Source organism: Sporosarcina sp. Y1011 (assembly GCF_057669885.1).
In genome coordinates, this window is the sequence record NZ_JBYHFP010000003.1 from 129,708 (window position 1) to 142,709 (window position 13,002).

The window sequence follows — 13,002 nt, forward strand, 5'->3', positions numbered from 1 at the left end:
ATTATCCACGCCCTTTCGTAAATAGGCTCCTAAGTTTTCCAAGGAACCTTTCTTCTATTTTGACCGCTTCAGTAGAGCTAGGGCTAATAAAAGTTTCTGCAATTGCAAATATTCTCTTGGAAATAGGGGCGTTTGGAAATAGAAGCAAAAATGGTTCTTGTGCAATAACCGCTTTATGAACAACCGGGTCTTCAGGAAGGAAACCTAGAATTCTCGTCTCTTTACCAAGAAACTTACGCATTGCATACTGTAGTCTTGTAATGGCATCGTTTCCATCATCTCCTTTTGTAACCCTATTGCTTACAATGCTGAACACTTTTTCAGAATCTTGAAGACAGATGAATTTCATCATAGAGTATGCATCTGTGATGGAAGTCGGTTCGGATGTCGAAATCACAATGATTTCATCGACCGCAACAATCAATTCAATCGAATTTTGAGTCGCACCGGCTCCCATGTCAAACAATATGAAATCATATTGTTTTTGCAGATACTCAAATGCTTGAATGAGTCTCTCGAACATTTCCGATGACCACTCCATCACCGTATCAAGGCCAGAACCTCCTGATATGAAAGACAGACCCCCAGGCGCCTCATTAATCACTACGTCCAATTCCTGTGTTCCTAACAAATAATCTCTCAAACTATATTGTGGTGTCATACCGAGAAGGATATGAATGTTACCCATTCCGATATCCATATCGATAATGAGTACTTTCTTCCCTTTTGAAATAAGCGCATAGGCAAAATTTGTTGAGAAGTTTGATTTTCCGACTCCGCCTTTTCCACTTACTATTGCAATCGATTTTGATATTTCACCTTGGGACTTCATCATCTTAAGTCTGAGCGTTTCAGCCTGATCACGCATCATAAGCACCATTTAATAATAAAGTGATAAGTTTCATGCTATCTGCTTCAATGATATCTTCCGGCACTTCTTGACCGTCGGTGTAATATGCGGTTCCAATTCCATAATCCTTCATCAAATTAATGACGGGACCCATTGAGCCTGTTTCGTCCATTTTCGTGAAAATGAATTTCTCGATTGGAAATGCATTGAACTGTTCTACAATTACCCTCATATCTTCTTCCTTTGAAGTCACAGATAATACCAGATATGATTCCATATCCAGTGAAAAATCGATGAGGCGTGTCAAATCTTCTACGAACTTAGCCTCCTTGTAATTCCGGCCAGCCGTATCGATAAAAATCAAATCCAAGTCTTTCAGTTTCTCAATCGCCTTTTCAAAATCATTGCTGTTGTATGCGACTTCCACCGGTGCTTGTAATAAGTTCGCATATGTACGTAGCTGCTCGATTGCCGCGATTCTGTATGTGTCAGTAGTAATAAAACCGATTTTCTTCTTTTTTTCAAGTAGCGCTCTTGCAGCAATTTTAGCGATTGTAGTCGTTTTCCCTACCCCTGTAGGTCCCAGCACGTTAATGTATTTTTTGTTGAAAGATATACCGCCGAACGGTAAGCTTCCAATTTCTTGGTCCAGAAATTGCTTAACAATCTGAAGTTGCTCTTCCACAGTAAAATCTTTTTTATCAGCTTTCATCCGATTAAAAAGATTTTCACCTATTTGATGAATAGTGTTCTCCGACAACCCCTGTTTATGGAGATGCGCGAGCAACGGTTTGATTTCATCAGGAAACCGAGAATGAGATGCAGATTGCTGCATATCCCTCAACATTTTTTTCACTTCGGTCATTTCTTTCTTCAATTCAACAGACTCGACTCTATCCACGTCTGATGCAATAAATGGAACTACAGTTTCTGCTACATTCATTACTGGTTCATCGAACCCTGCGACTACTTCCACGGATTTCTTTTTAAATAGCCCTAGAAAACCTTTCGATTTAACGACAGATGAACTTAGAATGATCGCATCATCCCCAAAATCCATGCGTACTTTTTTCATGGCATCCACCATCGAATCAGCCGAATACTTTTTCATTTTCATCAGATATCCACCACCCCGACACTTTGGACTTCAATTGAAGATTCGAGTTCATTGTATGATAACACTGGAATTTGCGGGAAATACCGCTCAGTTATTTGTCTCAAGTACATTCGGATTGCCGGAGTACAAAGAACAACTGGAGATTGATCCATCAATGCAACACGCTCTACTTCGCCTGCGATTGATTCGAGAATTTCCTGTGAATGTTGCGGGTCAATTGATAAATAATTACCTTGTTCAGTCTGTTGGATATTGTCAGCAATCATTTTCTCCACTTTTCCAGACACCGTCAGTACTTTAAGTGATTGACCGGCTGCTGCATACTGATTCGTAATTTGCCTAGCAAGTGCTTGCCTGACATACTCCGTTAAGACATCAACATCAGACGTGAATTTAGAATAATCCGCGAGTGTTTCAAAAATAATAGGTAAATTCCGCACTGAAACGTGCTCATTAAGTAATTTTGCAAGTACTTTTTGAATTTCACCAATCGATAATGGTGTAGGTGTCAACTCATCTACAAGAATCGGGAACGTTTCACGGACATGATCGACAAGTTGTTTTGTTTCTTGACGACCAATCAAATCTGCAGCATTCGCACGAATCACTTCGGTCAGATGCGTCGAAACTACACTTGGCGGATCAACAACTGTATAGCCAAGAATTTCAGCATCTTCTTTCACCTCTTCAGTAATCCACTTAGCTGGAAGTCCGAACGAAGGCTCGATTGTATCAATGCCTTCTATTGAATCATCGCCACCTGGGCTCATTGCAAGATAATGATCCAGAAGCAGTTCACCTCTCGCCAATTCACTGCCTTTAATTTTGATCCTATACTCATTTGGTTGTAGCTGGATATTATCTCGGATACGAACAACAGGGATAACAAGCCCCAACTCAATTGCAAGTTGCCTACGGATCATGACAACACGGTCAAGTAGATCTCCGCCTTGAGTTGCATCAACGAGCGGGATAAGTCCATAACCGAATTCAAATTCAATCGGATCGATATTGAGTAGATTAACAACGTTTTCAGGACTTTTCAGACCTTCTGTTTCTATATCCTCTTCCATTTCCAGCAATTCTTTGGGATCTTCTAAAACTTTTTTAGACATTATATAGGCTCCCGCCGCTAACGCAAGTGCAATTGGCAGCGTAAAAATGTCATTAATCGGCGTAAAGAGACCAAGCAATAATACTGTAGCAGCAACAACATAAAGCAGTTTTGGCTGTCCTAGTAGCTGTGAAGTAATATCCGCACCCAGATTACCTTTAGATGCGGCGCGAGTGACGACAATACCGGTCGCTGTGGATGTGAGTAAGGCAGGTATTTGGGAAACAATCCCGTCACCGACTGTCAATTGTGAAAAGAGTAATGCCGCTTCCCCGAATGGCAGTCCCATTTGGGCAACACCGATTATCATACCAACGAGTAAGTTTATAATAACAATGATAATTCCAGCGATTGCGTCCCCTTTGACGAATTTTGTTGCTCCGTCCATTGCACCGTAGAAGTCGGCCTCATTACTAACTTTTTCACGTCTAGTACGTGCTTCTGTTTCCGAAATCATTCCCGCGTTCAAATCGGCGTCAATACTCATCTGTTTCCCCGGCATTGCATCGAGTGTGAAACGGGCAGCTACTTCAGCTACCCGCTCCGCCCCTTTTGTAATGACGATGAACTGGATAATCACAAGAATGCTAAAAACGACGAGACCAACAACGATATTCCCGCCTGTAACGAATGTCCCAAATGTCTCAACGACACTCCCTGCATCACCGTTCGCTAAAATTGCACGCGTCGTTGAAACGTTGAGGCCAAGACGGAAAAGCGTAAGAAGAAGTACTAATGTAGGAAAAATTGAAAACTGTAACGCTTCCTGCATATTCATGGCTGTTAAAAGAACTAAAAGTCCGAGTGTAATATTTATAATAATTAAGAAACTTAAAAGCCATGGTGGAAGCGGGATGACAAGCATCGTAACGATCATGATGACCGCCGCGAGCACTCCTATATCTCTGAATTGCATGTCATCCCTACTTTCTTGTATGTAATGTAATCAAATAAGCCAAAGCATATTTATTTTCAGATTTTGAATTGAGCTAGTCATAGTAGGAAGGATATAGTTCGATCCTTCCTTAAAGGATGCGGTTCAATCCTTCCCTTGTAACTAAGTTAAATTTTGCGCTGAATTCTGTACACGTACGCAAGTACTTCAGCAATTACTTTAAAGAACTCTTCCGGGATCCTCCCGCCAATTTCAACATCATCATAAAGTGATCTGGCAAGCGGGCGATTCTCGACCATTACGACGTCATGTTCTTTAGCAATCAATTTAATCTTTTGAGCAATGAAGTCAACGCCTTTTGCAACAACAATTGGCGCATCCATATCTCCATCCTTATACTTTAACGCAATCGCATAATGGGTAGGATTTGTAATGACGACATCTGCATTTGGTACCTCCTGCATCATGCGCCTCATCGACATTTCACGTTGAAGCTGCTTAATACGTGATTTGATGATAGGATCACCTTCAGAGTTTTTATATTCATCCTTGATATCCTGTTTAGACATCCGGAGATTTTTTTCATAGTCAAATTTCTGATAAATAAAATCTAATAAGGAAATGAATAACAATACTAATGCAGCTACGATTCCCATTAACGCCGTCAGTTGGGCTACAGTCGTTAACGTATCCCATGGACTTTTGAACGCCAATCCAAGTACTTTGTCGATATTTGCCATGACGATAAGGGTTGTAGTTGTACCGATAAATGAAATTTTCAATATGGATTTCATTAATTCCACAATCGCACGAATGGAAAAAATACGTTTGAATCCTTTGATAGGGTCAATTTTCTTTAAATCCATTTTTAACGGTTCACCTGTAATAAGTAAGCCGAATTGGAACACATTCCCCGCTATGCCCGCAACGACAGCAATGAGCATAACAGGCAACAGGATAAAAGCCATTTGAATCAATACATCACTGTAAATAATCATTGCCTGGGCTTCATCCAATTTAGGTATTGTGATGAATTCATTAAACGCCTGATGGAAAAACACGAAAAAGCGGTCCCTCATCATTCCCGCTGAAAAAAACAGGAAAAGGAACACGGAAAGTAGAAGAATTGCACTTGTAACGTCCTGACTTTTAAGTACTTGCCCTTTCTTCCGAGAATCTTGGCGCTTTTTTGGAGTGGCTTTTTCGGTTTTTTCTCCTGCAAAAAATTGCAGATTTAGCCGCAATAACATATTAACCACCTCCAAGAATAATCATCAAGTCCCTCATACTCAAAATCATCACTTCAAACAATTTCTTCATTACCTGAATCATAACGCCCATCATAATAAATAGAACGATGAAACTGACGCCAATTTTGATTGGAAATCCAACGACGAAAATGTTTAATTGCGGTACTGCCCTTGCTGTAATTCCAAGTGCCAAATCGACTAGGAATAAGGTTGCCACTATCGGTATTGACATTTGAAAAGCAATTGCAAATGTAGTCGCAAACGTTTTTATAACGAACTCAACCAGCCGCTCTTCACCAAAAGCTGGCCAAAGTTGATCCGCTGGAATGAATTGATAGCTGTAATAAATACCATCCAACAACAAATGATGTCCGTTCAATGCGAGCAATAGAAGAATTGCAAGCGAGTTGAAAAACTGTCCTAACAACGGAGATTGTGCCCCCGTTTGAGGATCAATGACGTTCGCAATGGCGAAGCCCATCTGAAAATCGATGAAGCCGCCAGCAATCTGTATTGCAGACATGACGATGAAGGCTATGACCCCAATAAATAATCCAGTCATTGCTTCTTTCATAATCAAGAGAAAATAAGCTCCATTTATCTCTAAATCAGGAATATCAATCGTATAGACCATTATCCAAGCAAGCACCACTCCGAAAATAATGCGATGCGTCGCGGGGATTGCCTTATAAGAGAACAGTGGAAGTGTTACAAAAAAAGCCGTGACCCGTGTTAATACGAGTAAATATGCTGCGAATGAAGGTACTAGTTCTTCCATCTAATCATCCGATATACCGACCAAGATTCTCAAAAATATCAGCCGTAAACGAAGTAACCTTCGCAAGCATCCATGGACCGAAAAAAACGACTCCCACGAGGACAGCAACTATTTTAGGAACAAATGCCAATGTCTGTTCTTGAATTTGGGTTGTAGCCTGAAATATACTGACAGCAAGTCCCGAAACGAGTGCAAGAATTAGAAGTGGTCCTGAAGTCAATAGAATGACCCAGATTGCACGCTCAGCTATTGATATAACCATTTCTTGTGTCATTCAAAACTCCTCCTAAAAACTTTGCAGCAATGATTTGATGATGAGGTACCATCCATCTACCAGGACGAAAAGCAGTATTTTAAACGGTAAAGATATCATAACTGGTGGCAACATCATCATCCCCATTGACATTAAAATACTTGCCACAATCATGTCAATGACTAGAAATGGGATGAAAATCATGAAGCCCATTTGGAAAGCTGTTTTTATTTCACTCAGCGCGAACGCCGGTACAAGCATCGTTAGCGGAATATCTTCAAGTGATTCAGGTCGATCTGCTTTATTGTATCGGAGGAATAACTCTAAATCTTTCTGCCTGGTATGTTTACTCATGAATTCTTTAAATGGCATACTGGCCAACTCATAGGCTTCTTCGAGTGTTATCTCTTCTTCAAATAAAGGTGTAAGTGCTTCTTCGTTCACTTGCTGAAATGTCGGTGCCATGATAAAAAATGTTAGAAAAAGCGCGAGCCCCACGAGTACTTGGTTTGGAGGCATTTGGTTTGTAGCGAGTGCTGTTCTGACGAATGATAGAACAATTATGATTCTCGCAAAAGAAGTCATCAAAATTAAAATCGCCGGAGCAAGTGATAAAACGGTCAGCAACAACATCATCTTAATGGATGTCGATACGTTGGATGGGTCACTATCCGAAAAAAATTGAGTGATATCATTCATCTCGGTCGCGCTCCTTTTCTGTCAAGCGGCCGATATGCCGTTTCCTTTCCTCTTTCATCTCCTCAATCCTCGATTTAAAGAGATTGCTAAAATCAGTGGACTCTTCCGAACTTTCATAAGGTGATTTTTTTGATTTCCCTGCTACTCTAACTAGTAATTGATTGAGCATTCCAGTCGGCAAATCAGTAGTATCTGTATTGTAGAACTCAACAAGCTTGTCAATTTCTTCAGGGTCAGTAATCTCTTTTAATAATCGGATGTCATCACCTACACCAATGAGGTAGTAGGCTTCTCCAATAACGACCAGCTGAATTGATTTATGCTGCCCAAGTGAGATACCACCCATATTTTTCATGAATCGACTTTTGTCGTAAAGTTTGTTTTTCCGATTAACGAACTTCAGAAGCCCAAATAATAAACCGATGACGAAAAGTAAAGCAAACATTGTTTTTATATAATCTCCAGCTGAAGTACCAACTGATTCTTTTTCTGTAGGTACGTCAGTTGGCGAAACATCTACTTCAGAATCTGAACGGTCTTCCGTTTCAGTTTCCGGGTCTTTAGTAAACAAATCTGACACAGGCTTATCGGGATCCGGCTCTGTGTCAGCATTAGCAGTTATTAATGAGAATTGATTCACTAAAATAACGATAAAAATGAGAGCTAAAAAAAGCTTTTGTACATTCATTAATTTCATCCTTCGGTTATCCTAATGCTTTTTCAATTGCTTCGACGACTCGGTCTGCCTGGAACGGTTTGACAATGAAGTCTTTCGCTCCTGCTTGAATCGCATCGATAACCATACCTTGTTGTCCCATTGCTGAGCACATAATGACCAGTGCAGATGGGTCTTTCTCTTTAATCGCTTTCAGAGCTGTTATTCCGTCCATTTCAGGCATTGTGATGTCCATCGTAACGAGATCAGGCTTTAATTCTAAATACTTTTCAACCGCTTGTGCACCATCCGCCGCTTCTCCAACAACCTCAAAGTTATTTTTTGTCAAAATATCTTTTATCATCATACGCATGAAAGCTGCATCATCTACTATTAATATACGTTTACCCATTTCCATGACCCCCTGTTAGTTATCTTAAATTATTCAAACGATCTGTTTGGCTTAAAATATCTGTAATTCGCACACCGAAGTTTTCGTCGATTACGACAACTTCACCTTTTGCGATATGGCGATTATTCACTAAAATATCAACCGGCTCGCCAGCAAGTTTGTCTAGTTCTATTATAGATCCGCTCGACATCTCCAATATCTCTTTAACAGAACGTTTTGTTCTTCCCAGTTCTACGGTAACCTGTAACGGAATATCCAATAACATATTTAAGTTATTCGTTTCCGAACTTTTTAAAGTGGGATTATCGAAACTAGCAAACTGTGCCTGCTGAACTTGCACTTGAGGTGGTTGTTCCCGCATAGGCATTTGTTGTTGTGGTACAGCTTGTGCTTCATAGCCGGGTTGTTCCATGCTTTGATATGACTTTTGCTGAATAGAGGAAGAAGGTTGTTGCAGTTTAGGAGGAGCCATTTCTGCAACTGCAGCGGTTTCTTCCTCAGCATCCCCGCCCATGAGCGAGGCAACTAAATTCTTTCCAAATTCTAGTGGAAGTAATTGCATGATTTTCGAATCGATTAACGTGCCTACTTTAAGTGCAAAGGATACTTTTATCAATAAATCGTCTTCCGGTATTAATTCTCGGCCCTTGTTTTCCAAGACATTCATCAAATCAATTGACGGGGGAGAAATATCAACTTTTTTATTAAACAAGGTAGACATCGATGTTGCAGCTGAACCCATCATCTGATTCATGGCTTCTTGGACGGCACTTAAATGGATTTCACCAAGATCCATATTTGGCTCGGAACCGTCGCCTCCCAACATCAGATCTGCGATAATAGCTGCATCACTCAGTTTAATAACAAGCAGGTTCATCCCACTAAGCCCTACTGTATAGTCCACTTTGACGGCAACATACGGATGGATGAACTCCGCTTCTAATTCTTCCTTACTAACTACTGAAATAGTTGGTGTCGTAATTTCAACTTTTTGTCCAAGTAATGCAGATAATGCCGTTGCTGAACTTCCGAAGGAGATATTACCAATTTCACCAAGCGCATCCTGCTCCATTGCATCCAGATAGTCTTCGGTTATCACATCTTTTTCTGGTTCAACCACAGACTCACTATTCGGTAATGGTTCCCCTCGTAACAACGCTTCAATTTCTTCCTGCGAAAGAATATTATCACCCATCATCTTCATCCCCTCTAATCTTCATATCAATTATCTGAACAGCCATACGGTTTTTCAGATGCCCTGGCTGTGCTGTGAATTTGGGTACTTCACCGATTTTGATGATGAGCGGATCATCAATCTTACTATCTAACTTAATGACATCCCCTAATTGGAGATATAGAAAATCTTCAACTGACATTTCACCAACCCCAAGCTCAGCAATAACGGACAGCGGAGCCTTTTTCAATCTTTTTTCGAGGACTACACTTTGCTCTGGGGTCGGCTCTTTTTTATTGGACTGCATAAAATAACGAACTGATAATTGTGGAACGATTGGCTCCAAAACAACATGTGGTATACAAATGTTAATCATACCGCTGGATTCTCCAATAATAATATTAAAGGAAATGACAACGACCGTTTCGTTTGGCGATATCATTTGGAGGAATTGTGGATTCACTTCAATCTCTGTAAGAAAGGGATCGATATCAATGATTCCGGACCACGCTTCACGTAAGTTATCAAAAGAACGTTCAAAAAGGTTCGTCATAATCTTCAACTCAATTTCAGTCAGATTATCAACCTTTCCTGGGCTAGCTCCAACTCCTCCCATCAGGCGGTCTAGCATCGTATAGGCAATGTTTGGATTCACTTCCATTAGAATATTGCCATCCAGGGGTGGAACTTCAAAAATATTAATTAATGTCATATTCGGGATTGAACGAATAAATTCCTCAAATGGAATCTGATCGACCGAAGCGACATTTATTTGGACATACGTTCGCAATTGTGCTGAAAAGTAAGTCGTCAAAAGTCTAGCAAAGTTTTCGTGAATCCTAGTTAAACTGCGAATCTGATCTTTGGAAAATCTCAGGGCACGTTTAAAATCATAGACTTTGACTTTACGAGTCTCATCATCCTTCTTCATGTCTTCTGCAGACATTTCCCCTGTCGAAATCGCGGATAATAAAGCATCGATCTCGTTTTGGGATAATATATCCCCGGACATACGGTCACCTCCCGGCCTCTAAATTTAGTGGACTAATCGTCATTCGTTATTGAATGATATAAGAAACAATATAGACTTTCACAACTTTCCCCTCTTGCATAAGGGGATTAAGTTGGGATTTCAATGCGTCCTCAAACGACATTTTTCCTATTTTTCCCTCAAGGTCTTTCTCCGTCATTTCAGAAAGTTCTTGGATGACAATGTTTTTCACTTGAAAATCCCTTTTAGCAAGCTCCTCTGCTGCATCTTTATTTTCTGTTTGAATTTTTAAAGTGAGACGGATAAATTGTCGGTCACCCAGATTTGTTGTAATTTCTTCAACATCGACCGATGATTCAATAACCTCATCAATGGTGGGCTCTTTCACTTCATCAACTTTATTTAGCTGCATAACTAGTATGAGAGCGACAACGCCGATTAATGTAATACAAACTAATATGATTAAGGATACTGTCAGTAATTTATTCTTCATTTTCTTCACCTCGTATATGCGGATTTGATAACAACTGGACCGCCTTATAAAATTCGACAATCCGGCTATTTACTTCATCAGCCGCATCGAGTACCACATACTTTGCCCCTGTCGTTAGGGTGATTGTCGTGTCTGGAAACGACTCAATTCTTTCTATGTACAGCGCGTTCAATGTGAACGCACTTCCATTTAGTCGAGTAACTTGTATCATATGTAAGGGGCCGGGCTGTAAGAGCCGGCCCGACCCTCCTTTTCTAATATAGCTATGTTAGGTTAACTGAGTAATAACGTTAATTATCGTTTCAAGTTAACGAGTTCCTGCAGAATTTCATCGGAAGTTGTAATGATACGCGTGTTTGCTTGGAAGCCACGTTGTGCGACAATCATTTCAGTGAATTCTTCGGCAAGATCGACGTTAGACATTTCTAGGAAACCTGAGTTGATTGTTCCAATACCTGAAGAACTGGCCGTATTTAAAATGGCTGTCCCGGAGTTTGGAGAATTATTGAAGTTATTCCCACCATTTTTGTCCAATCCACCTGGGTTAGGGAATTTTGCTAATATCAAAGTTCCCGCATATTTCAGTGCACCAGTATCGTCTACATATGAGACTTTTCCATCTTGACCAACACTCATGCTTTTAGCCATTGTGGGAATAGTAATCGTTCCTAAGGTAGTTTCTGCAACAGATGGTGGTGTTCCCGTAGTACTGATCACGGGGTCTTGGCCATTTACAGCAGGGATTCCAACAACGTATTGACCATCCGAGTTTACTAAAGCCCCTACCTCATCCATATAAAAGTTTCCTGCTCTTGTATATTGAATATTATCAATACCGTTTGAAGCATTTTTTTGGCCTACTTGGAAAAATCCGTCTCCAGACATCGCTAAATCCAATGTGTTTCCAGTAAACTGTGTCGAACCCGGTGTATGAAGTGTATCAATAGTAGCTATTTGTGATCCAAGTCCTACTTGTTTTGGGTTAACTCCCCCTCGTGTATCTCCAGGTCCTGAAGCCCCCGCAACTGTCTGTGAAATCAAATCCTTAAAAACCGTCCGTCCTTTTTTAAACCCATACGTATTGACATTCGCGATATTGTTACCAATTACATCTAGCTTTGTTTGAAAGTTTCGTAGACCTGAAATTCCTGAGTACATTGAACGTAACATTTATATTTTCCCCTCTCGTTTGTAAAAAGTGTAGCCGCGTCTATCAGTCAGCGGCAATTGGCATCCATTAAGGTCCTGCCGATATTAACTAAGTACGATTGTACCGTCGATATTTGTAAATAGTTGATCTTTCGCTTCCATGCGATCCATCGCTGTTATGACTGTTGAATTTTTAGCACTGACAATAAGTGCTGCCTGATCCATCAATACAAGCGATTCTTTGATTCCCTTCATCTTCGCTTCGTTCACCTTTTCAGTGACATGTGCCCATTCAGCATCAGAAATATGAATATTTCGTTCCGCTAGACGATCTGATGCGTGTTTGCTGATTTTAAGTTCAGCAGGTTGTACCGCTTTGTTCAGATGTTCTAAAAACGATTGTTTCGGGCTTTGCACAGTTGGTAGCGGTTGTCCTTGGCGTATGAGTGGCTGCGATGGAATGCGATGAATGTTCATATTGTCCATACAATCGCTCCGTTCTATCTAATTGGCTTATTGACTTATTGACTTATCGACGTAAAACTATTACCGTCAATCCTGTTGCCATCGTTCAAAATATATTGCAGTTTCCCTTCTTTATTGGAAACGGATAGGACTGTACCTGTCTTCTCTTCATCACCAGCCGAATAACCGACCGTTTTACCGATTAACATGCTAGCTTCGACAAGACTATTTGAACTTCCTGATCCCGCGAGCACTTCGGATATATTTCCTGGCGTCAGTTCTTTTCCATCCTGCATCGTAAAGACCGCCGAACCATTGACAAACTTCACGGAATTAATCATTCCTGTCCCTTCATTGACAATCGGCTTGCCGTCTTCACCGACCTTATCCGACATCTCATGCCATTTAATACTTTTACCCACAAAACTGTTGTATTGAATCAGTTGTGATTGATTTTGCGCTTCAGCAAATTTATCAAAGGACTTCGATAAATTCATTGTCTGTTCAAGTGAAGAAAACTGGGCCATCTGTGCGATAAACTCATTATCTTTCATGGGATTCGTAGGGTCTTGATTTTGCAGTTGAGCGATTAATAATTTCATGAAGTCATCTTTACCCATAACACCTTCACCGGTTTTTCGCTCATCCCGTTTCTTATTGACCAAATACATCGAACTTGAAATGGGTTGTTGTTCATCAATCATTCT

Annotated in this window: 16 protein-coding genes; all 16 read right to left on the reverse strand. The window is 40.5% G+C overall.

All coding sequences use genetic code 11. The annotated features are described in order from the left end of the window. Position 1: 1 nt before the first annotated feature. Complete coding sequence (locus AC25Y5_RS04845; protein ID WP_488139351.1) at positions 2 to 868, reverse strand: MinD/ParA family protein; 867 nt, start codon at positions 866 to 868, stop codon at positions 2 to 4. Further along, a complete protein-coding gene (flhF, locus tag AC25Y5_RS04850; protein ID WP_488139352.1) occupies positions 861 to 1,967 on the reverse strand; it encodes a flagellar biosynthesis GTPase FlhF in 1,107 nt (368 codons plus the stop codon). Before flhF ends, AC25Y5_RS04845 begins: the two co-directional genes overlap by 8 nt. Beyond that, positions 1,967 to 3,997 (reverse strand): flagellar biosynthesis protein FlhA, encoded by a 2,031-nt coding sequence (gene flhA / locus AC25Y5_RS04855; RefSeq protein WP_488139353.1) that lies wholly within the window; start codon positions 3,995 to 3,997, stop codon positions 1,967 to 1,969. Before flhA ends, flhF begins: the two co-directional genes overlap by 1 nt. A gap of 146 nt (positions 3,998 to 4,143) precedes the next feature. Further along, on the reverse strand, positions 4,144 to 5,226 hold the full coding sequence (gene flhB, locus AC25Y5_RS04860; protein ID WP_488139354.1) for a flagellar biosynthesis protein FlhB: 1,083 nt from the start codon (positions 5,224 to 5,226) through the stop codon (positions 4,144 to 4,146). 1 nt (position 5,227) lies between these two features. Continuing rightward, positions 5,228 to 6,004: a flagellar biosynthetic protein FliR gene (gene fliR / locus AC25Y5_RS04865; RefSeq protein ID WP_488139355.1), complete on the reverse strand. Its 777-nt coding sequence runs from the start codon at positions 6,002 to 6,004 to the stop codon at positions 5,228 to 5,230. A gap of 4 nt (positions 6,005 to 6,008) precedes the next feature. Further along, positions 6,009 to 6,278 carry a flagellar biosynthesis protein FliQ gene (gene fliQ, locus AC25Y5_RS04870; RefSeq protein WP_488139356.1) on the reverse strand — a complete coding sequence of 90 codons (270 nt, stop codon included), beginning with the start codon at positions 6,276 to 6,278 and terminating at the stop codon, positions 6,009 to 6,011. A 12-nt stretch (positions 6,279 to 6,290) separates the two neighbouring features. Further along, entirely contained in the window at positions 6,291 to 6,956 is a 666-nt protein-coding gene (gene fliP, locus AC25Y5_RS04875) for a flagellar type III secretion system pore protein FliP (RefSeq protein WP_488139357.1), read from the reverse strand. Continuing rightward, the gene (locus AC25Y5_RS04880; RefSeq protein WP_488139358.1) at positions 6,949 to 7,644 is read right to left on the reverse strand and encodes a flagellar biosynthetic protein FliO; all 696 of its coding nucleotides are present in this window, start codon (positions 7,642 to 7,644) and stop codon (positions 6,949 to 6,951) included. Before AC25Y5_RS04880 ends, fliP begins: the two co-directional genes overlap by 8 nt. A gap of 16 nt (positions 7,645 to 7,660) precedes the next feature. After that, the gene (locus AC25Y5_RS04885) at positions 7,661 to 8,023 is read right to left on the reverse strand and encodes a response regulator (protein WP_482100448.1); all 363 of its coding nucleotides are present in this window, start codon (positions 8,021 to 8,023) and stop codon (positions 7,661 to 7,663) included. Between the two features lie 19 nt (positions 8,024 to 8,042). Next, positions 8,043 to 9,218: a flagellar motor switch phosphatase FliY gene (gene fliY / locus AC25Y5_RS04890; protein WP_488139359.1), complete on the reverse strand. Its 1,176-nt coding sequence runs from the start codon at positions 9,216 to 9,218 to the stop codon at positions 8,043 to 8,045. Continuing rightward, positions 9,211 to 10,209, reverse strand: a complete 999-nt coding sequence (gene fliM / locus AC25Y5_RS04895; protein WP_488139360.1) for a flagellar motor switch protein FliM — start codon at positions 10,207 to 10,209, stop codon at positions 9,211 to 9,213. The genes fliY and fliM overlap by 8 nt, the downstream gene beginning before the upstream one ends. Positions 10,210 to 10,255: 46 nt before the next feature. After that, positions 10,256 to 10,681 (reverse strand): flagellar basal body-associated protein FliL, encoded by a 426-nt coding sequence (gene fliL / locus AC25Y5_RS04900; protein WP_488139361.1) that lies wholly within the window; start codon positions 10,679 to 10,681, stop codon positions 10,256 to 10,258. After that, positions 10,671 to 10,892 (reverse strand): flagellar FlbD family protein, encoded by a 222-nt coding sequence (locus AC25Y5_RS04905; RefSeq protein WP_488139362.1) that lies wholly within the window; start codon positions 10,890 to 10,892, stop codon positions 10,671 to 10,673. The genes fliL and AC25Y5_RS04905 overlap by 11 nt, the downstream gene beginning before the upstream one ends. Before the next feature lie 83 nt (positions 10,893 to 10,975). Then, a complete protein-coding gene (gene flgG, locus AC25Y5_RS04910) occupies positions 10,976 to 11,851 on the reverse strand; it encodes a flagellar basal body rod protein FlgG (RefSeq protein WP_488139363.1) in 876 nt (291 codons plus the stop codon). An 84-nt stretch (positions 11,852 to 11,935) separates the two neighbouring features. Continuing rightward, positions 11,936 to 12,316: a TIGR02530 family flagellar biosynthesis protein gene (locus tag AC25Y5_RS04915; protein ID WP_488139364.1), complete on the reverse strand. Its 381-nt coding sequence runs from the start codon at positions 12,314 to 12,316 to the stop codon at positions 11,936 to 11,938. Positions 12,317 to 12,351: 35 nt separating this feature from the next. After that, positions 12,352 to 12,999, reverse strand: coding sequence for a flagellar hook assembly protein FlgD (gene flgD, locus AC25Y5_RS04920; RefSeq protein WP_488139365.1), 648 nt, complete (start codon positions 12,997 to 12,999; stop codon positions 12,352 to 12,354). Positions 13,000 to 13,002: the final 3 nt, after the last annotated feature.